This window comes from Nisaea sediminum, assembly GCF_014904705.1.
GTDB classification, from domain to species: Bacteria; Pseudomonadota; Alphaproteobacteria; order Thalassobaculales; family Thalassobaculaceae; genus Nisaea; species Nisaea sediminum.
The window spans coordinates 13,681-35,750 of record NZ_JACZCQ010000016.1 but is presented as its reverse complement, the minus strand read 5'-3'; the positions used below and the strand labels follow the sequence as shown (position 1 = coordinate 35,750).

At 64.5% G+C, this 22,070-nt stretch carries 19 protein-coding genes; 14 read left to right on the top strand and 5 right to left on the bottom strand.

Annotated features, from left to right (window positions below; translation table 11 throughout):
* The first annotated feature begins 14 nt into the window (after positions 1-14).
* Both IG122_RS23255 and IG122_RS23250 read left to right on the top strand, forming a co-directional pair.
* Positions 15-1,013: an ABC transporter permease gene (locus IG122_RS23255; protein ID WP_193188962.1), complete on the top strand. Its 999-nt coding sequence runs from the start codon at positions 15-17 to the stop codon at positions 1,011-1,013.
* A 170-nt stretch (positions 1,014-1,183) separates the two neighbouring features.
* Positions 1,184-2,476 (top strand): flavin-dependent oxidoreductase, encoded by a 1,293-nt coding sequence (locus IG122_RS23250; protein WP_193188961.1) that lies wholly within the window; start codon positions 1,184-1,186, stop codon positions 2,474-2,476.
* 75 nt (positions 2,477-2,551) lie between these two features.
* On the opposite strand, the gene IG122_RS23245 is transcribed toward IG122_RS23250, so the two are convergent.
* Positions 2,552-3,394 (bottom strand): MurR/RpiR family transcriptional regulator, encoded by an 843-nt coding sequence (locus IG122_RS23245; protein WP_193188960.1) that lies wholly within the window; start codon positions 3,392-3,394, stop codon positions 2,552-2,554.
* A 171-nt stretch (positions 3,395-3,565) separates the two neighbouring features.
* On the opposite strand from IG122_RS23245, the gene IG122_RS23240 reads away from it, so the two are divergent.
* The 11 genes from IG122_RS23240 to IG122_RS23190 all read left to right on the top strand — a co-directional run bounded on the left by IG122_RS23240 (position 3,566) and on the right by IG122_RS23190 (position 13,052).
* On the top strand, positions 3,566-4,483 hold the full coding sequence (locus tag IG122_RS23240) for an NAD(P)-dependent oxidoreductase (protein WP_193188959.1): 918 nt from the start codon (positions 3,566-3,568) through the stop codon (positions 4,481-4,483).
* A gap of 111 nt (positions 4,484-4,594) precedes the next feature.
* Complete coding sequence (locus tag IG122_RS23235) at positions 4,595-5,911, top strand: ABC transporter substrate-binding protein (protein WP_193188958.1); 1,317 nt, start codon at positions 4,595-4,597, stop codon at positions 5,909-5,911.
* A gap of 125 nt (positions 5,912-6,036) precedes the next feature.
* Positions 6,037-6,957, top strand: coding sequence for a branched-chain amino acid ABC transporter permease (locus tag IG122_RS23230; protein WP_193188957.1), 921 nt, complete (start codon positions 6,037-6,039; stop codon positions 6,955-6,957).
* A 7-nt stretch (positions 6,958-6,964) separates the two neighbouring features.
* Positions 6,965-7,996: a branched-chain amino acid ABC transporter permease gene (locus IG122_RS23225; protein WP_226893890.1), complete on the top strand. Its 1,032-nt coding sequence runs from the start codon at positions 6,965-6,967 to the stop codon at positions 7,994-7,996.
* Between the two features lie 3 nt (positions 7,997-7,999).
* Positions 8,000-8,743 carry an ABC transporter ATP-binding protein gene (locus tag IG122_RS23220; RefSeq protein WP_193188956.1) on the top strand — a complete coding sequence of 248 codons (744 nt, stop codon included), beginning with the start codon at positions 8,000-8,002 and terminating at the stop codon, positions 8,741-8,743.
* A 9-nt stretch (positions 8,744-8,752) separates the two neighbouring features.
* The gene (locus tag IG122_RS23215; RefSeq protein ID WP_193188955.1) at positions 8,753-9,448 is read left to right on the top strand and encodes an ABC transporter ATP-binding protein; all 696 of its coding nucleotides are present in this window, start codon (positions 8,753-8,755) and stop codon (positions 9,446-9,448) included.
* Between the two features lie 2 nt (positions 9,449-9,450).
* Positions 9,451-10,065, top strand: coding sequence for an ATP-binding cassette domain-containing protein (locus tag IG122_RS24590; RefSeq protein ID WP_193188954.1), 615 nt, complete (start codon positions 9,451-9,453; stop codon positions 10,063-10,065).
* Between the two features lie 10 nt (positions 10,066-10,075).
* A complete protein-coding gene (locus IG122_RS23205; protein ID WP_193188953.1) occupies positions 10,076-10,378 on the top strand; it encodes a cupin domain-containing protein in 303 nt (100 codons plus the stop codon).
* A 17-nt stretch (positions 10,379-10,395) separates the two neighbouring features.
* A complete protein-coding gene (locus IG122_RS23200; protein ID WP_193188952.1) occupies positions 10,396-11,223 on the top strand; it encodes an SDR family NAD(P)-dependent oxidoreductase in 828 nt (275 codons plus the stop codon).
* Positions 11,224-11,240: 17 nt separating this feature from the next.
* On the top strand, positions 11,241-12,005 hold the full coding sequence (locus tag IG122_RS23195; protein WP_319024960.1) for an SDR family oxidoreductase: 765 nt from the start codon (positions 11,241-11,243) through the stop codon (positions 12,003-12,005).
* A gap of 36 nt (positions 12,006-12,041) precedes the next feature.
* A complete protein-coding gene (locus IG122_RS23190; protein ID WP_193188950.1) occupies positions 12,042-13,052 on the top strand; it encodes an aminopeptidase in 1,011 nt (336 codons plus the stop codon).
* 21 nt (positions 13,053-13,073) lie between these two features.
* Here IG122_RS23190 and IG122_RS23185 read toward each other — a convergent pair whose 3' ends face one another.
* Genes IG122_RS23185 through IG122_RS23175 form a run of 3 tightly spaced genes read right to left on the bottom strand, consistent with a single transcriptional unit; the run spans position 13,074 to position 16,108 of the window.
* A complete protein-coding gene (locus IG122_RS23185) occupies positions 13,074-14,264 on the bottom strand; it encodes an MFS transporter (protein WP_193188949.1) in 1,191 nt (396 codons plus the stop codon).
* Entirely contained in the window at positions 14,261-15,727 is a 1,467-nt protein-coding gene (locus IG122_RS23180; protein WP_193188948.1) for an NAD(P)-binding domain-containing protein, read from the bottom strand. Before IG122_RS23180 ends, IG122_RS23185 begins: the two co-directional genes overlap by 4 nt.
* Positions 15,728-15,778: 51 nt before the next feature.
* The gene (locus IG122_RS23175) at positions 15,779-16,108 is read right to left on the bottom strand and encodes an ArsR/SmtB family transcription factor (RefSeq protein ID WP_193188947.1); all 330 of its coding nucleotides are present in this window, start codon (positions 16,106-16,108) and stop codon (positions 15,779-15,781) included.
* Between the two features lie 264 nt (positions 16,109-16,372).
* Here IG122_RS23175 and IG122_RS23170 point away from each other — a divergent pair, with 264 nt between their 5' ends.
* Positions 16,373-18,415 (top strand): YgiQ family radical SAM protein, encoded by a 2,043-nt coding sequence (locus IG122_RS23170; RefSeq protein WP_226893892.1) that lies wholly within the window; start codon positions 16,373-16,375, stop codon positions 18,413-18,415.
* Between the two features lie 32 nt (positions 18,416-18,447).
* On the opposite strand, the gene IG122_RS23165 is transcribed toward IG122_RS23170, so the two are convergent.
* Complete coding sequence (locus IG122_RS23165) at positions 18,448-22,020, bottom strand: hydantoinase B/oxoprolinase family protein (RefSeq protein WP_193188945.1); 3,573 nt, start codon at positions 22,018-22,020, stop codon at positions 18,448-18,450.
* Between the last annotated feature and the right edge of the window lie 50 nt (positions 22,021-22,070).

Below are 22,070 nucleotides of genomic sequence, written 5' to 3'. Positions count from 1 at the left end.
AGGGCGGAGCCGGAATGAGCGACGAGCTTAAGGCGGCGATCGGGCACCGCCAGCATGCCGGTCTGTTGAGCTGGCTTTCGGGCCATCAAACCTTCTGGATCTCGGTCGCGGCCGTGCTTGCGTGCCTGATCCTGACACTCAGCACGGACACGTTCGCGACGGAACGCAATCTCTTCAACGTCACGCGCAATTTCGCTTTTGTGGGGATTGTCGCGCTCGGCATGACGACGGTGATCGCCTCCGGAGGGATCGATCTCTCGGTCGGCTCGACCCTGGTGCTGGCGGGGATCGTCGTCGGCGGTCTGATGGAGGCCGGTCATCCCCTCGTCATTGCATTTCCGGTCGCGCTGGCCGCCGCGGCGAGCATAGGCATCGTCAACGGTCTGCTCATCGCCTATGTCGGCATGCCGCCTTTCGTGGTCACGCTGGGGACGCTGGCGGTCGCGCGCAGCCTGGCGATGGTGCTCTCGAACAACAAGATGATCTATCAGTTCGGCCCGGATCAGGACGTGTTGCTGGAGCTGGGTGGAGGGTCCCTGTTCGGTATTGCCAATCCGGTCATCGTCCTGCTGATTCTCGCTCTGGTGCTTGGCTTCGTGTTCCACTGGACGCGCTGGGGACGTCACGTCTTCGCCATCGGGGGCAACGAGGAAGCCGCCACCATGACCGGCGTTCCGGTCCGCCGGGTGAAACTCTCCGTCTATGTCGTGTCCGCGCTGGCGGCGGGACTGACCGGGGTGCTGGAGGTCGGATGGCTCGGGGGCGTCACGACCAATCTCGGACAGGGTATGGAACTGACGGTCATCGCGGCCGCTGTGATCGGCGGTGCCAATCTGGCCGGCGGCAGCGGGACGGCTTTCGGGGCGGTGATCGGCGCTGCGCTCATCGAAGTGATCCGGAACAGCCTGATCCTGCTCGGCATCAGCACGTTCTGGCAGGGCAGCTTCGTCGGCGCTTTCATCATCATCGCGGTCGCCATCGACCGCCTGCGCAGTGTCCGAAAATCGAGCTGACCAATCTCTGCCCCTGCGAGGCTAAGACACCCGGCTTACTTGTCGAACGCGGTGCGTCCGGAGCGGGAGGTGTCCGGGCGTGCCGGAAACCTCTATGTTCTGGCTTTCCGGAGTCCCGTTGGCTAAGAACGCGGGGGCAAGAGTGGAAACACGACCGGAACAACCGATAGATGACCAAACCTCCTGTACTGATCGCCGGCGGAGGCATCGGCGGACTTTGCGTGGCGCTGACCCTCGAGCAGATCGGTGTGCCCTTCATCGTATATGAAGCCGTCGAGGACCTGCGGCCGCTCGGTGTGGGGATCAATCTGCAGCCCAACGCAGTGCGTGAGCTCTACGATCTGGGGATCGGGGCTGACGATCTCGACGCGGTCGGCGTGCCTGCACGCGAATGGGCGCTCGTCGGTCTCAACGGCAACGATATCTATTCCGAGCCGCGCGGCGAGCTGGCGGGCTATAAATGGCCGCAATATGCGGTCCATCGCGGCCTGTTCCATATGCTTCTGCTGGAGAAACTCCGGCAGCGTGCGGGTGAGGGAGCGATCCGGCTCGGCCATCGCGTGACCGGCTACGAGAACAATCCGGACGGGACGGTAAGCGCGCTGATCGAACGCGCCGACGGCACGACCGAGTGGGCGACGGGATCGCTGCTGATCGGCGCCGACGGTATCCATTCTGCCATTCGGGCGCAGATGCATCCGGACCAGCCGCCGATCAATTGGGGCGGTGCCATCATGTGGCGCGGAACGACCCGCGCGAAACCGATCCGGACCGGCTCGTCCTTTGTCGGGCTCGGAACGCATCGACAGCGTATGGTGATCTATCCGATCTCCCATCCCGATCCGGCGACCGGGCTGGCGACGATCAACTGGATCGCCGAGGTCACCGTCGACAATTCCCAAGGATGGCAGAACAGCGGCTGGTTCAAGCCCGTCGGGATCGATGCCTTCATCCATCATTTCGAGGGCTGGACCTACGACTGGCTGGACGTGCCTGCGCTGCTGCGCGGCGCGGATATCGCCTATGAGAACCCGATGATCGATCGGGATCCGATCCCGACCTGGATCGACGGCAATGTGGTGCTGATGGGGGACGCGGCCCATCCGATGTACCCGACCGGATCGAACGGAGCCAGCCAGGCCATCGTGGATGCGCGCGTCCTCGGGGCGGCGATGATCGAGCATGGGGTAACCGGAGAGGCGCTGCGCGCTTTCGATCGCCAGCTTTGCGAGCCGATCTCCCAAGTCGTCCTGCGCAACCGCGGGGCAGGTCCCTTCGGTTTGCTGAATATGGTCGATGAAAGATGCGGCGGCGAATTCGAGAATATAGATGATGTGATCCCGGCGAAGGACCGGGCCGCCTTCATGGCCGGCTATCAGTCCGCCGCCGGTTTCGCCATGGAGAAGCTGAACGGTGCGCCGCCGACGATCAGGCCCGGAGCGGTAGTTCGAAATCTCGCATAAGCCGGACGGTTCTCCATCGGCCGTACTCTTGCTGGCAATTTTTCCGCATCCGCAAGTCCGAAGAGAGGCTGGCAGTTACTTCAGATTGTCCCGGTAGTACCCGAGCGCGACGATCAGGCTCTGAACCAGCGTGATTGCGCCTGCGATCGGCCGGAAACGGTGAATCTCCGCGTCGTCCACCGTGAAATAGACCGAGCCGTGTCGGGCAAGCGGGCTCGTATCCGTATCGGTGATGGTGAGGGTCGGCACGCCGCGGATATGGGCATCGCGGACGACCTCGACCACGGCGGGCGCATATTCGGCGAAGGAGATGGCGACCAGAAGGTCGGTCGGCCGGAGCGTCGCGACCTGCTGCGGGACCATGCCACCGACGGAGTCGAGAAGATTGCAGCGATATTCGAGCCGGGTCAGGCCATAGGCGATATAGGCTGCGATCGGGAAGGCGCGGCGCTGGCCGATGACGTAGATCGAGTCGGCGCCGTGCAGCATTTCGATCGCCTTGCGGAGAGTCTCCGCGGGCACGGAGTCCCGCAGCCGGTCGAGACAGAGCTCCGACGCTTCGGTGAAGGCGTCCAGAATCGCCTTAGGGTCGTCGCCCGCGAGGGTCTCCAGTTTTTCCCGGTGTTCGTAGATCTGTTCCCGTGAGACGGGCGCGCCCTCGATCAGCCGCAGCTTGAAGACCTTCTGCATGTTCGAGAAGCCTGAATAGCCGAACTCCTTGGCGAAGCGCACCAGGGTGGACGGTTGCACGCCGATCCGTTCCGACAGCACCGCGATGGTCTCCAGGGCAAAACCGTTCGGATCCTCGAGCGCGCGACCGGCGATCTTCTGCAAATGCGGACTCAGGTCGTCGTAGTGCGACTGGATCGAGTGTCTCAGCCGGTCGAACGATTCCGGAGCGGCGTCTGTCTCTGCCAATCCAAATCCCTTCTAAAGGTCTGAATTTCTTCATATCGCGTCCGGCATATCGCATCAACAGGAATGAAAATTCATTCAATAAATAAGAAATTGAAAATTCATTCTTGACTCCGGGATAGAAAATTTATGCAATTCAAAAAAATCGAACAAAAATTCGTTTCACGGGGAGTCATGGAAAATCTCGACAACAGGATCGGTTTCGTCGGTCTCGGCCTGATGGGCCGGGGGATGTCCGAAAACCTGCTCCGGAAGGGTTACCCCCTTTCGGTGCTGGGACATCTCAAGCGGGAGAACGTTGAGGCGCTTGCGGCGCTCGGGGCCCGGGAAATGGATAGCCCGAAAGCGCTCGCGATGAACTCGGACATTGTCATCCTATGCGTGACCGGAACACCGCAGGTGGAAGAGGTCGTGTTGGGGGCGGACGGAGTTCTCGCGGGCGCCCGGCCCGGTCTGATGGTGATCGACTGTTCGACGAGCGAGCCGGCTTCCACCCTCAAGATTGCAGCCCGTCTGGCAGAGAAGGGCGCGGTTCTGGTCGATGCGCCCCTGGCCCGGACGCCCAAGGAAGCCGCCGAAGGCAGGCTGAACACGATGGTCGGCGCGTCGGAAGAGGACTTCGCCCGGGCCCGGCCGGTTCTCGCCGCCTTTTGCGAGAACATCTTCCACATGGGCCCGGTCGGGGCGGGTCACAAAGCCAAGCTGCTGAACAATTACATCACCATGGGGCAGGCCGCGATGATCGCCGAGGCGATGCACGGCTGCCGGACTCTCGACGTGCCGATGGATCGTTTCTTCGAACTGGTCTCGGCGGGCGGCGGAAACAGCGGCATTTTTCAGATGGTCGCGGGCTCCATTCTCTCGGGGGACATGGACGGACTGAATTTCGCCATTCGGAACGCCGCCAAGGATCTCACCTATCACAACCGGATGCGGGAAGACGCAGGGCTCGATGCCGGGATCGGGGGGTCGATTTCGGCGCGCTTCGTCGAGGCGCTCGATCACGGTCTCGGCGACCGGACGGTCGGCCATCTCTTCGCGTTCGAGAATGCCCGGCCATCGGCAGGCCGGAAGGAAACGGGCACGCATTAGGGGACGGCGCGCGATGGCCACAGGCCTGACCCCGGACCGGAAAGCGGCGCACCGCAATGCGTTCAGAACGGACGCGCATAACAAACAAAGGGACAATGGGAGGTACACCACATGACCAAGAAGAAAGAGACACCACGAAGCACCTCAAGCCTTCTCACACGCCGGACATTCCTCGGTGCGGCTGCCGCTGTCGGAGCCGGCTCGGCCTTCATGGGGCCGTGGAAACACAATCGTGTCTTCGCCGCGGCGTCCGACAAGCCGATTAAAATCGGTCTGACCCACGATGCCAGCGGACAGTTCGCCAATTCCGGACAGGCCGAGAAGCGCGGCACGATCATGGCGATCGAGGAGGCCAACGAGGCGGGCGGCGTGCTCGGCCGCAAGGTCGAATATGTCTGGATGGATACCGAGACCAACCCGCAGACCGGCACACGCGTTGCTGAACGCATGATCACCCGCGAGAACGCGCATTTCCTCGTCGGCGCGATCCAGTCCGGCACCGCGAACGCGATCAGTCAGGTGGCGCAGAAGTACGGCTGCATCTACTTCAACACCAATTCGAGCTCGCCGACCGAGTCCGGCAAGAACTGCCACCGGGTGAAATTCGTCTGGGACGGCAACGGCGAGAATTTCAGCCGCGCCGCCGCGAACAACGCGATCAAGGCTTTCGGCAAGAAATGGCTGCTGGTCTACAACGACTATGTCTGGGGCCAGAACACCAACGAGGCGACCAAGAAGGTCGCAACCGGCTACGGTGCGGAAATCCTCGACGAGATCGCGGTTCCGGTCGGAACCCGGGACTGGTCGAGCATCCTGCTGAAGATCCAGCAGGCGAAGCCAGACGTTGTCGCCGCCGCTGTCGGCGGAGACGATTTCAAGGTGATGCGCCAGCAGGTCCGGGACATGGGCCTCGACGGCAAGCCGGCCTGGATCAACAACCAGCAGGACTGGCCGGATATTTACGGTCTCGGCGCGGATGCCGCGTTCGGCGTCTTCGGGACCACCTGGTATCACTATCTCGACCTGCCCGGCGTCTCCGATTTCGTGAAGCGCTATCAGGCGCGTTACGAGACGACGCGGATCAACGTTCCGGGCAACGTCACCTACAACGGCTATATCGCGATGCGCGAGCTGCTCCGGGTGGTCGCGGAAGTCGGTTCGACCGACAACATCAAGATCATCAAGGCGCTCGAAGGCCGCACCATGAGCGCGGCCGACCGGATGCAGCACCATGATGCGGTGATTGATCCGACCTCGCACCAGGTGCAGCAGACGATCTATCTCGCGGAGGGTAACAAGAATCCGCGGGACGACACGGACTACTTCAAGATCCTGAGCAATTCGGATCCGGAGTCCATCCGTGCCGACGCCAACGCGACCTGCGGGCTCGAATCCTACGCGGATACACCGAACTACGATCAGGGCTGAGCCGCATTTCCTCGATCGGCTGACTGCTCCCTGTCCCGCGGACGTGACGGCCCTGGCTCCGTCACGCTCCGCGGTTCTTTCCCCAGACGATTCCGCCGGTTGCCGCCGGCGTCTCCGGAACCCGCATGTACGATCTCATTCCGCATCTCATCAACGGCCTTGCCCTCGGGCTTCTCTTCGCCCTGCTCGGGCTGGGTTTCATGCTCATCATCGGCGTGATGGAGGTGATCAACCTCGCACACGGCTCACTCTTCGCGCTCGGAGCCTATCTGGCGCTCGCGCTGATGGCGCCGGACGGCGGGCTGCCTTTCGCCTTCATGGAGCCCTATTACGCGCTGCCGGCGGTCGTCCGGTACGTCATCGCGCTCATCGTCGGACCCGCGCTCGTCGGTCTGGTCGGCATGGGGCTGGAGCTCTGCCTGCGCCGGACCTACGGAACGGATCCGCTCTACGGACTGCTACTGACCTTCGGCGCCGCCCTGGTGCTTGAGGAGACGATCCGGGAAATCTGGGGATCGACCGAATATTACCTGCCGGTTCCGAAGGCGATCTCCGGCGGTTTCATCTTCGGCGACCTGATCTATTCGAACTACCGGATCTACGCGGCCGTGTTCGCCGCGGCGATGATCGGCGTGCTCTGGCTGTTTCTCAACCGCACGCCCTATGGCGCGGTGATCAAGGCCGGCGCGCATGACAGCGAAATGGTCCGGGCGCTCGGCTACAACCTGAAGCGGCTCCGGCTGTTCGTCTTCGCCTTCGGGGCGGCGCTGGCGGCGATCGCCGGGATCATCATGGCGCCGATCTGGGGCATCCGTCCGGTTGTCGGGGTCGACGCGGTCATTCCGGCCTTTGTCGTCATCGTGCTCGGCGGCGTCGGAAGCTTCTGGGGGGCGGTCACCGCCGGTACCCTGGTCGGTCTCGTGGTCGGACTGACCGCCGCCTTCCTGACCGACTGGTCGATGTTGTCCATGTATTTGCTGTTGCTTGCAGTCGTCACGTTCCGCGCCCGCGGTCTGGCCGGCAAGGCCAGTGTTCTCGAAGCGTGAGGTGGGAATGGATTACGACCGCAAACTGACGACCGCCTGGATCACGCCGCAAATGCTGGTGGCGTTCCTCCTCTTCGGAACCATGCCGTTCTGGATCGAGAGCGTCGGGCTCTATCAGTATCTCGGGGTCGAGGTGATGATTTGGATGATCTTCGCCCTCGGGTTCAACCTGCTGCTCGGCTATACCGGCCTTCCGTCCTTCGGCCACGGGGCCTTCCTCGGGATCGGCGCCTATACCTTCGGACTGGCGCAGTTCAATGTCTGGCCCAATCTCTGGTTCTGCCTGCTGGCCGCTGTCGTGGTCACCGGCCTGATCGGCGGAATATCGGCGCTCTTCCTGTCGCACCGGCGCGGGATCTATTTCGCATTGATGACCATCGCCGTGAGCCAGATCTTCTTCTTCATCGCCAGCAAATGGACGGATGTCACCGGCGGCGAGGACGGCTTGCTGAACATAGCCCGTCTGCCTGTCGAACTGGGCGTTACGTCCTTCTCCATCGAGGACAATGTGGGGCTCTACTACCTCGCCTTCGCGCTCTTCGTCGGAACCGTGATCCTGCTCTGGCGCCTGACCAATTCGCCCTATGGCCGGATCCTCAGGGCGATCAAGCAGAACGAGATGCGCGTGCGTTTCGTCGGCTACGACGTGCGCTTCTTCAAATGGACCGTCTTCACCTTGTCCTGCGCCGTGACCGGTCTCGCGGGCGGGCTCTTCGCGATGGCCCAGGAAGGCGCCTACATCAACATCATGAGCCTGCAATGGTCCGGCATCATCGTGCTGATGACGCTGATCGGCGGCGGTTTCGTCAGCTTCTGGGGACCGGTCTTCGGAGTGATTCTCTACTTCGTCGCCCGCGACGTGCTCGGCGCCTATACCGAAACCTGGCTGCTCTGGTTCGGTCTGATGTTCGTTCTTCTTGTCATGTTCAAGCCGGAGGGCATCGCGGGCATCTGGCGGGATCTGGTCTCGCGACGGCGTGCAGCCAAGCGCGATGGCGAGGCTGTCTCCAGCCTGGCGCAACCGGAAGCGGGGAGGTAGGTCATGGCACTGTTCGAAGCCAGAAACCTGCACAAGCGGTTCGGCGATCAGGTCGTTCTGGAGGAAATCAACCTCAGCTTCGAGGCCGGGTCCCTCTCTGGGATCATGGGGCCGAACGGCGCCGGCAAGACGACCTGCTTCAATGTTCTGACCGGCCGCTACAAGCCGGATCGGGGACGGGTGACATTCGACGGACGGGACATCACGGGGCTCGCGCCGGAGAAAATCGTCCAGGGCGGGATCGCCCGCTCCTTCCAGATCATGAACCTGTTCGACGAATACAGCACCATCGACAATATCAAGGTCGCCCTCCCGGAGATCCGGGGCCGGCGCTTCGACATCCTGCATTCCTTCGACGGCGCTTCGGAGGCGGAGGCACGGGCGGAGGCCATTCTGGCCAGCGTCGGCCTTCAGGGTAAGGAGCATATTCCGGCCGCGTCGCTTTCCTATGGTGAGCGGCGGGCGCTCGAGATCGGGGTGGCCCTTGCGGCGGACCCGGCGATCCTCTTCCTCGATGAGCCGACCTCGGGTCTTGGCACGGAGGCGACGGCGCGTCTCGCCGATCTCGTCCGCAGCCTGCACGACCGCTACACCATCGTCGTCATCGAACATGACATGCGCTTCCTCTTCGGTCTCGCGGACCGGATCTCCGTCATCCACTGGGGGCAGGTGATCGCCGAAGGCACGCCGGAGGAATTGCAGGAGAACAAATGGGTCCAGCGCTCGGCGCTTGGCACCCTGAACTAGGAGCGCGCGATGCTGGCGATCCGGGATATCGAGACCTACTACGGCGAAACCCAGGCCCTGTTCGGCGCCTCGATCGAGGTCGGCGAGGGTGAAGTCGTGGCGCTGCTCGGGCCGAACGGCGCGGGCAAGACCACGACCCTGCGCTCCATTCTCGGCCTGACGCCGGTCAGGCACGGGAACATCACCTTCGACGGCGAGGACATCACGCGGATGCAGACCCACCAGATCGCCCGGAAGGGCATCGGCTGGGTGCCGGACGACCGGCGGGTCTTCCCGACGCTGACGGTGTCGCGCAATCTGTCCATCGCCCGCAAGCGCACGCGGTTCCGTTCGTGGTCGCTCGACGAGTGCTTCGGCATCTTCTCCGCCCTCGAACACCTCATGGGCCGGGAGTGCGAGAACCTTTCCGGCGGCGAGATGCAGATGGTCGCCATTTCGCGGGCGCTGATCGGAGCGCCGGGACTGGTTCTCTTCGACGAGCCGTCCCAGGGGCTGGCGCCGAAGATCGTGCAGGACGTGATGAAGACGATCGGCCGGCTGAAGTCCGAAGGGATTTCCGTACTTGTCGTCGAGCAGAATGCGCTCAGTGTCCTCGGCGTCGCCGACCGGGTTTATGTGATGGACCACGGACGGATCGTTCACGAAGGTCCGGCGGCGGAACTGCGCGAGAACGCGGTGCTGCGCGGCGAGCTGTTGGGGATTTGAGCATGAGTGCACCGCTGCTGAAGGTCGATGGACTGAAGAAGGTCTACCGCAAGGGTATGTTCGACCGCTCTGAGACCTTCCGTCTCGAGGCCGATTTCGAGATCACCGAGCCGAAGGTCGTCGGTCTCATGGGGCCGAACGGGTCGGGGAAAACGACGCTCTTCGAACTTATCACCGGCTCCAACCAGCCGAGCGAGGGTGAGGTACGCTGTCTCGGTCGCAACATCCACGACGTGCGGTACGACGAGCGCGACCGGCTCGCCATCCACTACCACCAGTCCTATCAGGTCCGGCATTTCCGGCGGGTCAAGCCGAGCTTCATGATGCAGCCGGCGGGTGGAGACTATCCGGTCGTGCATCTCTTCGACGAGCCGCAATTCAACACCCAGGACGGTTATATCGGTTTCATGCTGGAATTCTTCCGCAAGCTGAGGCGGGAGGACCGGCTGGTGTTTCTCTGTGTGCATCCGAACGAGCGGTTCCATCTCGAGATCCTCGAGGAGATCTGCGAGCAGTTCATCTTCGTGCAGAAAGGCCGTCTGACCCATGCCGCCAGTTTCGAGGAACTGATCGGGATCGAGCCGGTCAGGGCCTATCTCGGCGATCTGCTGCACTAGGAGGGAAACGATGGAGCTTTTCCAGAAAGGCTATTATGGGGCGCCCGTCGATGAGGCCAAGGTCCGCCGGCACTGGACGGAAGAGGGCTATTCCTTCTGTGTCTTCACCGATCCGCCGGGGCAGGAATGGAACGATTTCGTCCATGCGACGGATGAGTATGTCGCGGTCGCAGAGGGGCAGGTCCGCATCAGTGTCGGAGACCAGACCTTCGTCGCCGATCCGGGCGATCTGGTCTTCATCCCGCGCGGCGTAAACCATTCCCTGAAGACACTTTCGGCCGCGGGATCCCGCTGGCTCTACGGATATAACTGAGTGCGGAGGCGCCGGGCATGAGCGAGGCCGCCGATATCGCGAGTCTGACACCGAATGTCGATCTGGCGCGGCTTGGCTCGCTCTTCGACCTGAGCGGCAAGTCCGCATTCGTTCCGGGCGGTTACGGTGCCATTGGCGAGGCGGTCTGCTGGGCGCTTGCCATGCATGGCGCCCGCGTGGCGGTCGCGGGGCCGAGAGAAGACAAGGCGGCCGCGCTTGCCGAGGCGATCTCGGGCTCCGGGCATGAGGCGGCGGGTTACCTGCTCGACGCGCGCAGGGTCCCTGACATCCGCGTGACGGTCGACGAGGTTGCTGAGCGGTTCGGCGGCATCGACATTCTGGTCAATTGCGTCGGGATCCAGAGGGAGGAAAGCATCCTCGATGTCACCGAGGAGACGTTCGACGACATGTACGAGACGAACCTCAAGTCGGCGATGTTTCTGGGGCAGGCGGTCGCCAAACAGCAGATCGCGCGGGGACGCGGCGGGCGCCATGTCCACTTGCTGTCGGTCCGCTCGCAGCTCGCGCTACGCGGTCGCGGCTACTCGGCCTATTGCAGCACCAAGGGTGGTCTCCTGATGCTGCTGAAACAGCATGCGATGGAGCTGGCACCTCACGGCATCACCGTGAACGGCGTGGCGCCGACCTTCATCCAGTCGGACAGGATACGCCCCCATCTCGAAAAGCCCGAGTTCCGGGATTTCATTCTGGACCGCAATCCGCTCGGCCGGATCGGCGATCCCGTCGAGGTCGCGGGGCCGGTGATCGCTCTGGTCGCGGATGCGGGAAGCTACATGACCGGGCAGGTCGTCTATGTCGATGGCGGGGTAACGGCAAGCCAATGAGAAATCTGGAAAATCGAGTGGCCGTGGTGACCGGTGCGAGCAAGGGGATCGGCTTCGCGGTTGCCCTCGAGCTTAGCCGCCAGGGGGCAGACACCTTCCTGGTGGCCCGCGATGGCGACCGGCTGGCGGAGGCCGCTGCCCGGATCGAGCGGGAAACAGGAAGGCGCTCGACATTCGCCGCCGCAGACCTCTCGACCGAGGCAGGCTGCGCCGGGGTCGCGGACGCGGTGCTGGACGCGTTCGGGGGAGTCGACATTCTGGTCAACAATGCCGGTGCGACACGGGCCGGACGCTTCGTCGCCCAGCCGGATGCTGACTGGATCGAGGGATTTGCCCTCAAGTTCCATGGCGCGGTTCGCCTGACTCGACTGTTGTGGCCGGAGCTGGTCAAGCGTTCCGGCAGCGTGGTGAATGTCGGCGGCGGCGCGGCGCGGACGCCCGCGCCCGGCTTCCTTGTCGGCGGTGCGGTCAACGCGGCGCTCGCGAATTTCACCAAGGGACTGGCCGCGCTCGGGATCGAGGAGCATGTCAACGTCAACATCGTTCATCCGGGAATGACCGTGACCGAGCGCATGGAGGATCTTCTGAAAGCCCAGGCGGCGGACGGCGGGACCGATCTCGAAACTGCGCGAGCGTCAGCCATTGCCCGCGAGGGCGTCAGACGGCTGGGTGAGCCGGAGGACGTGGCGGCACTGGTCGCCTTTCTCTGCTCGCCCGCGGCACGTCATATACAGGGAACCGCGATCGCCGTTGACGGTGGCGCGACGCGCGGCGTCTTCTAGAGAAAACAAGATCAGGACCGCACAGGGGGAATTCGCATGTCTTGGCCGATCCAGCATTTTCATTACGTCCCGGGCTCATCCAGCATCATCGAGATGATGCCGGGCGCGCTGAAGGCGATGAGCCAGTGCGCCGGGGTGAAGCCGGGCGAGAACGTCGTGATCGCCTGCGACACTAACAAGCTGCGCCTCGCCGAGGTGCTGGCGGCGGCGGCTTATGCGGTGGGCGGCATTCCGACCATCACCATGTTTCCGCCAACCGGCGCGCACGGCGCCCAGGTCCCGGACCCCGTTGTCGGCGCCTGTGCCCGCGCCGACGTTTTCTTCCTGCCGACCAGCTGGTCCATGACCCATACGGACGCGCGCATCGCGGCTTCCGAGAACGGCGCGCGCGGCGCGACCATGTGCGAGGTGACGGAGGATTGTCTCTGCGCCGGCGGGATCCTCGGGGACTTCGAGGCCGCGGATGCACTCGCGCGAAAGATCGGTGCCGTGCTGGAGAAGAGCGACACGATCCGGATGACTTCGGCCGGCGGCACGGACCTGACCGGCAAGGTCACGAAGCGCCCGATCCAGTACGAGACCGGGCTGTTCCGCAATCCGGGCGAATTCGGCGCGCTGCCGAACAGCGAGCTCAACATCTCGCCGATCGAGGGCAGCACCGAGGGCGTGATCGTCGGCAATGTCCGGCTCATGGGTTTCGGCATCCTGCGCGAGGAGCCGATCACCATCGAGGTGAAGAACGGGGAGGTGACCAAGGCTTGGGGCGGGGCGGCGGCGGACTATCTGAACACGACGCTCGCCTCCTTCAACGACCGCTCGGCTTACAATCTCGCCGAATTCGCGGTCGGCCTCAATCCGAAGGCGCGGTCCTATGCCACCAATCTAGAGGATCTCGGCAAGCTCGGTTTCGGCCATCACGGGATCGGCAGCAATTACGCCATCGGCGGCAACGTGAAGGCGCCGTGCCATATCGACGTGATCTATACCGACGCGACCTTGGAACTCGACGGCAGGACGGTCTTGGAACGCGGGGCGCTCCGGGTGTAAGCAAAGCCGGCGCGATGCATGTTATTCGAGAGGCACGGGATCGCGGCGCCTCGCCAGGTCGGACCAGAGCAAGAGTGCCGAGAGGCACGGGAGTACCGACGCCAGTGTGAGCAGGAACAGGGTGCCGTCGGCCCCGAAACGATCGATCAGAACCGATCCAAGCAGCGGAGCGGCCGCAGCGGCGATCAGCGTCGGGGTGGCGAGGCGTCCCATGATTACGGGGTAGTCCCGGGGCCCGAAGACTGCCAGAGGCAACGCTCCCCTCGCGATCGACCACAATCCGTTGCCCGCGCCGTAGGCGAGCAAGGCGGCCGCGGCCGGCAATCCGAGCTGAAGTCCGAGGAAGCCGAGAAAAACGAGGGCCGTCGAGCTGATCATGGTCCAGATGGGATGATGTCGCTCGCGGCCGAGCATTTCCAGGACGCGTGCTCCGACCTGTGCCGGCCCGATCAGGGTTCCGAGCCCGACCGCCGCCGCAAGAGCATATCCTTGTGCGGTCAGGATCGTGATCAGGTGAACCGACCAGACCGAAGCGACCATGGCCAGCATGATCCCGGCGGAAGCTATGCACCAGAAACGCACGCGAAAAGCCGCTGCAACGGCCGTTTCGGCGGCATCCGTTTCGGCCGAACGGCGCGGTGACGCGTCACCTTTCGGCAATTTGAACCAGCACAGCGGCGCCATGACGAGAAGGTGCAGAAGGGCATAAGCGAGGCAGGTTGAGCGCCAGCCGTAGCTTTCGACCAGATAGGCGGATATCGGCCAGCACACCGTGCTCGCAAATCCGCCCCAGAGGGTGAGAGCCGTGATCGCCGAACGCGCGCCCGCGCCGAATATCCGTCCGAGGGCGGAGAAAGCCGCGTCATAGAGGCTCGCGGACATGCCCATGCCGAGGATGCACCAGGCCGCGAGGTAGACCGGAATGCTGTTCGAAAACCCGAGCAGCGCGAGTCCGCAGGCGATCAGAAGCATTCCCGATGCCAGGACTTTCCGGCCGCCGGTCGCCTGGATCAGCCGGCCCACTTTCCGCGCGCAGATACCGGAAACAAGGAGGCCGAGTGATATCCCGCCCGTAACATGGATCGGACTCCAGCCGGTATCCTCGGCAATCGGGCCGGCAAGTACCGCGAGCAGATAAAAGGTGCTTCCCCAGGCGAAGATCTCGACCAGGCCCAGGAGGGAGATCGTGAACATCCTCTCTTTCGGCGTCATGCAGGGGCACGCTCCGGGGTAGAGTGTGACGCATTACAGCCGCATCCCGTCTCTCCGAACGCTTTGGCCTCCTCATCCTTCGCGCAGCAGGCATCCAAATTCCGGACGGGGGCGCCGCCGCAGCAGCCCGGCTCGCTGGCCGCGGGCGCTTCAGCTCCGCAACAGGCGGAGCCCTCCGGGGTCAGGCGCCCGACGGCACCTTCGACCGGAGCGGATCGGCAGACGCCGGTCTCCGGGAGCTCGAGATGAACTTCCCGCGCCGCCGCATGATCGCCGGCGAGTTCCGCTGCGATGGAACGAACCTGCTCATATCCTGTCGTCATGAGAAAGGTCGGTGCCCGGCCGTAGCTCTTCGAGCCGACGATGAAGAAATCTTTCTCCGGATGCGAAAGCTCGACCACGCCATGCGGACGCACCGTTCCGCACGAATGCAGATTGGGATCGATGAGGGGAGACAGTGCCGGGGGAGCCTCGACCGCAGGATCGAGTGAGACGCGCAATTCCCTGAGCATCGAAAGCGCAGGTCTGAATCCGGTCGCCACGACGATGCGGTCGACCTCGAAGCTCAGCTCTTCGGATGCCTGCAGCGCAAAGACGGAAAGTCTTCCCGACAGGTTTCGCAGGCTCTGAAGCGCCAGAGGAGATTTCAGATCGACGCGACCGGAGCGGATGGCTTCGGCGGCCCGCATTCCCAGCATTCCACGGCCCGGAAGGGCATCGTTCAGGCCGCCACCAAGCAGCCGTTCGATACCGCCGCTACGGGTCGCCCAGGTGATCCGCGTATCCGGTGCCTCGTCCTGGAGGTCGATGAGGTCGAGAGCTGTATTGATCGCCGAGTGTCCGGCGCCGACAACAAGCGTATGCTTGCCCTCATAGACCGCTCTCGACCGTCCCTTCACATCCGGAATGCCGTAGGCGATGAGAGCGGCATTTTCCTGCTCGCCTTCGACCGGCAATCCGTCGAGGCCGATGGGATTCGGCTGCTGCCAAGTGCCGGAGGCATCGATGACCGCCCGGGCGTAAGCCCGGTGTTGCTGCCCGTCTCGATCGCGCCAGACGATGACGAACGAACTTTCGTCCCGTCCTTCGGTGACGAGCTTCGATCGGCCCTGGCGGCTGATCGATACGACCTCGGCCCCAAGATGGAGGTGCGGAGCAATCCCGGGATGGGCGGCAAGCGGGGCGAGATAGTCCCTGATCAGCTCGCCGCCGGTCGGGAGGTAATCGCCGTCGGGTTCCCGCCAGCCGTTTTGCTTCAGAAGAGCGCTCGCGGCGCTGTCGACATTGAACCGCCATGGCGAGAAGACACGGACGTGGGACCACTCGGATATCGAGGCGCCGGCACTTGCGCCGCGCTCGAAGATAAGGGGTGTCATGCCGCGTTCCAGCAACCTGGCGGCTGCCGCGAGACCCACCGGGCCGGCACCAATGATTGCTATCGCGGACGCAAGGTTTCCGTACATGATTTTTCCTTCGGTTATTCCGGAATTACCGAAATACATCGGCAAAATTTTTTAGAGTTCGGACGCAGCGCTCTCCATGACGCAGCCTGCATTCTCCTGATCTGCGCAACACTCATCGGCGAGGAAGCCGATGAGGCCGAGCATGGCAGAATATTCCGCGTGGCAGATGAGGCTGGTTCCCGTCCTTTCCTGGCGCACGAGACCCGTGCCGATCAGGCGTTTCAGATGGTGCGACAAGGTGGATGCCGGCATTTCCAACCGTTCCTGAAGCCCCCCGACCGGCAGCCCGCTTTGCCCGGCTCTGACCAGGATCCGGTATATCTCGAGCCTCGACCGGTTCCCGAGGGCCTCAAGCTGCTTTGACGCTAATTCGATGTTCATGGAAATAGAATGCCCGGACCGAGCCGGCTGTCAATATATTTCGAAAATTATCGAAATAAATGCCGGTATGTTATGTTGCCGAAGCGGTTCGCCGCCATGCAACGGATTTGCTAGGATGATAGAAAGCGGCTAAAAGCTGCCGCTCCGCGCCATCACGACGAGGCAATGACCGTGACCGCCGTTCGCCCCCGCGAGGACGTGAGGGAAATCTTCAAGTACCGGAAATACTGGGCCGAGCGCTTCGGCACAGCGCCGTTCCTGCCGATGAACCGGGAGGAGATGGACCGGCTCGGCTGGGACAGCTGCGACGTCATCCTGGTGACCGGCGACGCCTATGTCGACCATCCGAGCTTCGGCATGGCGGTGATCGGCAGGACGCTGGAGGCACAGGGCTTCCGTGTCGGCATCATCGCCCAGCCGGACTGGAACAGCGCCGACGCCTTCCGCGCGCTCGGGCGGCCGAACCTCTATTTCGGCGTGACCTCTGGCAACATGGACAGCCTCGTCAACAACTACACTGCCGACAAGCGCCCGCGCCGGGACGACGATTACACGCCCGGCTCCGAGCCCGGCAAGCGGCCGGACCGGGCGGTGCTGGTCTATACCCAGCGCTGCCGCGAGGCCTATTCCGACGTGCCGATCGTGCTCGGCGGGATCGAGGCCTCGCTGCGCCGGATCGCCCATTTCGACCACTGGAGCAACAAGGTCCGCCGCTCCATCCTGCTCGACAGCAAGGCGGACGTGCTGCTCTACGGCAATGCCGAGCGCGCGGTGATCGAGGTGACGCACCGCATCGCCCGCGGCGAGAACCCGCGCGACCTGTTCGACGTGCGCGGCCTGGCGCTGGTGAGGAACGAGAAGGCGCCGGACTACCGCGAGATCGACATGAGCTCGATCGACGATGCGCCGGAGCGCGCGGCGCGCGACGACGACCGCCAGGTGATCCGTCTGCCCGCTTACGAGACCGTGCGCGACGACCGCGAGGTCTATGCGCAGGCCTCCCGCATCCTCCATCTCGAGAGCAATCCTGGCAACGCGCGGCCGCTGGTGCAGCGCCACGGCGAGCGCGACGTCTGGATCACGCCGCCGCCGATCCCGCTCTCGACCAAGGAGATGGACTGGGTCTTCGACCAGCCCTATGCCCGCGCGCCGCATCCGGTCTATGGCGACGCCCGCATCCCGGCCTGGGAGATGATCCGCTTCTCGGTCAACATCATGCGCGGCTGCTTCGGCGGCTGCACCTTCTGCTCCATCACCGAGCACGAGGGCCGCATCATCCAGAGCCGCAGCCAGGAGTCGATCCTGCGCGAGATCGAGGACATGCGCGACAAGGTGCCGGGCTTCACCGGCCAGGTCTCCGATCTCGGCGGGCCGACCGCGAACATGTACCGCATGGCCTGCAAGGATCCGGAAATCGAGCAGAGCTGCCGCCGTCTCTCCTGCGTCTACCCGACGATCTGCAAGAACCTCAATACCGACCACAAGCCGCTGATCGATCTCTATCGCGCGGCGCGGGCGACGGACGGCGTGAAGAAGATCTCGATCAGCTCGGGCCTCCGCTTCGATCTCGCCGTCGAGAGCCCGGAATATGTCGAGGAGCTGGTGACCCACCATGTCGGCGGCTACCTGAAGATCGCGCCCGAACATACCGAGACCGGTCCGCTCGACATGATGATGAAGCCGGGCATCGGCTCCTACGACCGCTTCAAGGAGATGTTCGACGCGGCGGCGAAAAAAGCGGGGAAGAAATATTTCCTGATCCCCTATTTCATCGCCGCGCATCCGGGCTGCTCGGACGAGGACATGATGAACCTCGCCCTCTGGCTGAAGAAGAACGGCTACCGCGCTGACCAGGTGCAGACCTTCACGCCGACCCCGATGGCGATGGCGACGGCGATGTACTATTCCGGCCGCAACCCGCTGCGCCCGGTGCGCCGGACCGGCTCGGAGCGGGTCGAGACGGCGAAGGACATGAAGCAGCGCCGCCTGCACAAGGCTTTCCTGCGCTACCACGATCCGGAGAACTGGCCGCTGCTGCGCGAGGCGCTGAAGGAGATGGGCCGCGAGGACCTGATCGGCAACGGCAAGCAGCACCTGATCCCGCGCTGGCAGCCGGTGGGTACCGGCAAGGCCGGCGGCGAGGGCCGGCGGCGGCGCGCCGATGGGGCGGGCAAGCCGGCCCCGAAAGGCACCAAGGCCGGCTGGAAGCTGCCGCACCGTCCCGTCGAGATGGACGAGGGATCGGGCGGGCGTTCGCGTCCGGGCAAGCGCTCCAAGCCGAGGCGGCAGTCGCGCGCGCAAGGCTGACCGGCGCGCTCCTCGGGTAGCTGCCGGGTTCCTCAGGAACCCGGCTTGCCCCATCCTCCACCCGACGGCGTCTGCATGACGAAGAGATCGCCTGCATGGACGTCGTTGCGGTCGTTGCCTGCATGCTCGACGCGGGTGCCGTCCGCCCGTTCGATCCATTCCCGTCCGACCTCTCCCGGCTCCGCACCCGGCCCCGCGAAAGGCGGGACGCGGCGGTGGGAGCCGAGCGTGGTCACCGTCATGTCCTCGAGGAAACGGAGCTTGCGGGTGCAGCCGTCACCGCCCGTCCAGCGGCCCTTGCCGCCGGAGCCGCGCCGGATCGACCATTCCTCGAGCCGGACCGGGAAGCGGTGCTCCAGCACCTCGGGGTCGGTGCCGCGGGTGTTGGTCATGTGGGTCTGCACCGCCGAGCAGCCGTCGAAACCGGGACCGGCGCCCGTGCCGCCGCAGATCGTCTCGTAGTTCTGGATCTTCTCGTTGCCCCAGACGAAGTTGTTCATCGTCGCCTGTGAGCCGGCCATGGCGCCGAGCGCGCCCATCAGGGCGTTGCAGGCGAGCTGGCTGACCTCGGTGTTGCCTGCGATCACGGCCGACGGATACTGCGCATTCACCATCGAGCCTTCCGGCGCGATGATCTTCAGCGGTTTGAAGCAGCCTTCGTTCAGCGGGATCGGCGCGCCGACCAGCGTGCGGAAGACGTAGAGCACGACGGCGTGGCAGACGGCGAGGGGGGCGTTGTAGTTGAACGCGTTCCGAGCCGTTCCGGTGAAGTCGATCTCGGCCGAGCGGCTGGCATGGTCGACCCGGACGGCGACGCGGATGAACTCCCCGTTATCCAGTTCGTAGTCGAAGGAGCCGTCCTTCAGGGCGTCGATCACCCGGCGGACGCACTCCTCGGCGTTGTCCTGCACGTGCCGCATGTAGGCGTGCACGGTCTCGAGGCCGAACTGCCGGATCATTTTGGCGACCTCGCGCGCGCCGGTCTCGTTCGCCGCGACCTGGGCGGCGAGATCGGCCATGTTCTCGTTCACGTTGCGGCAGGGATAGCGCCCCGAGGAGAGCAGCGCGCGGGTTTCCGCCTCGCGGAAGACACCGCCGTCGACCATCTTGAAATTGTCGATGAGGACGCCTTCCTCTTCGATATGGCGACTGTCCGGCGGGGCGGAGCCCGGCGTCTTGCCGCCGATATCGGCGTGGTGTCCGCGCGAGGCGACATAGAAGATCGGCTTGCCGCCCTCGAAGACCGGCGTGATGACGGTGACGTCGGGCAGGTGCGTGCCGCCGTTGAAGGGGGCGTTCAGGACATAGACGTCGCCTTCCTTCATGTCCGGGTTGAGCCGGATCACGGTGCGGATGGATTCCGACATCGAGCCGAGATGCACCGGCACGTGCGGCGCGTTCGCCACGAGGCCGCCGTCGGGCGCGAAGAGGGCGCAGGAGAAGTCGAGCCGCTCCTTGATGTTGACCGAATAGGCGGTGTTGGCGAGGGTCGCGCCCATCTGCTCGGCAATCGACATGAAGAGGTTGTTGAAGACCTCCAGCATCACCGGATCGGCCGCGGAGCCGACGGCTTCCCTGCGCTTCATCGGATAGGCGCGGGAGAGGATCAGGTGGCCCCACTCGTTGAGCGATGCGCGCCAGCCGGGCTCGATCACGTTGGTGCCGGTTGGCTCCTTGATGATCGCCGGTCCCGCGACCGTCTGGCCGGGCTGCATGGTCTCGCGGTCGTAGAGCGGTGTCGTATCGCCGCCGAAATGGCTGGCGACATGGTCCACCGGGACCGGGTCTGCGCTGCCCAGCTGCAGCTTCGTGTCGGCGATCTCCGCCGCGCCGCCGACGGCCTCGACAGCGAGCGCCTCGAAGACCAGTTCGCGTTCACCGGCGGTGAAGCCGAAGCGCGCGCGGTGGGCTTCGTCGAAACCGGCGCGTAGGGCCGCCTCGTCGCCGAACGAAACCTCGAGCGCCTGGTGCGAGCCGCGGTAGCGGAGATGGGCGCGCTTCTCGACCCGGATCGCATCGGGCGCAACACCCTGAGACTGAACTTCGGCGACGGCTTCGGCAGCCGCCTCGGCCAGCACCTTTTCGGCTTCGGCAACGGAGGCGATCGGCGCGTCGAACTGGCGTTCACGCAGCGCCCGGATCTCGGCGAGGCCCATGCCGTAGGCGGAGAGCACGCCGGCGAAGGGGTGCACGAAGACGGTCTCCATGCCGAGTGCGTCGGCGACGGCGCAGGCATGTTGGCCGCCGGCGCCGCCGAAGCATTGCAGGGTGTATTTCGTGACGTCGTAGCCGCGCTGCACGCTGATCTTCTTGATCGCGTTCGCCATGTTCTCGACCGCGATGCGCAGGAAACCCTCGGCCAGGTCCTCGGGCGTGCGTTCCGCTTCGCCGGTCTCGGCGGCGATCTGTTTCGCCAGCTCCGCGAACTTCTCCCGCACCACGTCGGCGTCGAGCGGCTGGTCGGCCTCGGGGCCGAACACGGCGGGGAAATGGTGCGGCTGCAGCTTGCCGAGCATGACGTTGCAGTCGGTGACGGTCAGCGGACCGCCGCGGCGGTAGCAGGCGGGTCCCGGATCGGCGCCCGCGCTGTCCGGTCCGACCTGGAAGCGGCCGTCGCGGAAATGCAGGATCGAGCCGCCGCCGGCCGCGACCGTGTGGATATTCATCATCGGCGCGCGCATGCGCACGCCCGCGACCTCGGTCTCGAAGGAGCGCTCGTAGGCGCCCGCATAATGGCAGACATCGGTCGAGGTGCCGCCCATGTCGAAGCCGATCAGGCGGTCGTAACCGGCAAGCTCGCCGGTCTTCACCATGCCGACGACACCGCCGGCGGGGCCGGAGAGGATCGCGTCCTTGCCGTTGAAGAGGGCGGCGTCGGTCAGGCCGCCGTTCGACTGCATGAACATCAGCCGGCCCTCGCCGCCGAGTGCGTCGGAGACCTGGTTCACGTAGCGCCGCAGGATCGGGGAGAGATAGGCGTCGACCACGGTGGTGTCGCCGCGCGGGACCAGCTTCATCAGCGGCGAGATCTGGTGCGAGACGCTGATCTGGCCGAAGCCTTCCTCGGCCGCGATGGCGGCGACGCGGGCCTCGTGCACCGGGTTGAGGTAGCTGTGCATGAAGGCGATGGCGACGCTGTCGATCCCGTCCGCCTTCGCCTGCCGGAGCGCGGCGCGGGCGGCGTCCTCGTCGAGTTCGGTCAGGACCTCGCCAGCCGCGTCCAGCCGCTCCGCGATCTCGGTGACCCGCTCATAGAGCAGCTCCGGCAGCTTGATATGGAGATCGAAAAGCTGCGGCCGGGTCTGGTGCCCGAGGCGCAGCAGATCGCCGAAGCCTTTCGTGATCAGCAGCAGCGTGCGGTCGCCCTTGCGCTCGAGGAGAGCGTTGGTCGCGACCGTCGTGCCCATCTTCACGGCGTCGATCGTGTTCGACGGCACCGGATCGTCCTGCCCGAGACCGAGCAGTTCGCGGATGCCCTGCACGGCCGCGTCGCGATAGCGCTCCGGGTTCTCCGACAGCAGCTTGTGGGTCTGCAATGTCCCGTCCGGCTTTTGCGCCACGATGTCGGTGAAGGTTCCGCCGCGGTCGACCCAGAATTGCCACATGACAAAGTTTCTCCGTTGGCGCCCAAAGCGCATCAGTAGTCAGCCCAGAA

Coding starts and splice junctions, on each gene's coding strand:
- IG122_RS23225 (WP_226893890.1), top strand. CDS start 6,965: ATGGATTACGACCGCAAACTGACGACCGCCTGGATCACGCCGCAAATG.
- IG122_RS23230 (WP_193188957.1), top strand. CDS start 6,037: ATGTACGATCTCATTCCGCATCTCATCAACGGCCTTGCCCTCGGGCTT.
- IG122_RS24590 (WP_193188954.1), top strand. CDS start 9,451: ATGAGTGCACCGCTGCTGAAGGTCGATGGACTGAAGAAGGTCTACCGC.
- IG122_RS23200 (WP_193188952.1), top strand. CDS start 10,396: ATGAGCGAGGCCGCCGATATCGCGAGTCTGACACCGAATGTCGATCTG.
- IG122_RS23165 (WP_193188945.1), bottom strand. CDS start 22,020: ATGTGGCAATTCTGGGTCGACCGCGGCGGAACCTTCACCGACATCGTG.
- IG122_RS23235 (WP_193188958.1), top strand. CDS start 4,595: ATGACCAAGAAGAAAGAGACACCACGAAGCACCTCAAGCCTTCTCACA.
- IG122_RS23220 (WP_193188956.1), top strand. CDS start 8,000: ATGGCACTGTTCGAAGCCAGAAACCTGCACAAGCGGTTCGGCGATCAG.
- IG122_RS23240 (WP_193188959.1), top strand. CDS start 3,566: ATGGAAAATCTCGACAACAGGATCGGTTTCGTCGGTCTCGGCCTGATG.
- IG122_RS23215 (WP_193188955.1), top strand. CDS start 8,753: ATGCTGGCGATCCGGGATATCGAGACCTACTACGGCGAAACCCAGGCC.
- IG122_RS23180 (WP_193188948.1), bottom strand. CDS start 15,727: ATGTACGGAAACCTTGCGTCCGCGATAGCAATCATTGGTGCCGGCCCG.
- IG122_RS23255 (WP_193188962.1), top strand. CDS start 15: ATGAGCGACGAGCTTAAGGCGGCGATCGGGCACCGCCAGCATGCCGGT.
- IG122_RS23205 (WP_193188953.1), top strand. CDS start 10,076: ATGGAGCTTTTCCAGAAAGGCTATTATGGGGCGCCCGTCGATGAGGCC.
- IG122_RS23250 (WP_193188961.1), top strand. CDS start 1,184: ATGACCAAACCTCCTGTACTGATCGCCGGCGGAGGCATCGGCGGACTT.
- IG122_RS23175 (WP_193188947.1), bottom strand. CDS start 16,108: ATGAACATCGAATTAGCGTCAAAGCAGCTTGAGGCCCTCGGGAACCGG.
- IG122_RS23170 (WP_226893892.1), top strand. CDS start 16,373: ATGAACCGGGAGGAGATGGACCGGCTCGGCTGGGACAGCTGCGACGTC.
- IG122_RS23190 (WP_193188950.1), top strand. CDS start 12,042: ATGTCTTGGCCGATCCAGCATTTTCATTACGTCCCGGGCTCATCCAGC.
- IG122_RS23185 (WP_193188949.1), bottom strand. CDS start 14,264: ATGACGCCGAAAGAGAGGATGTTCACGATCTCCCTCCTGGGCCTGGTC.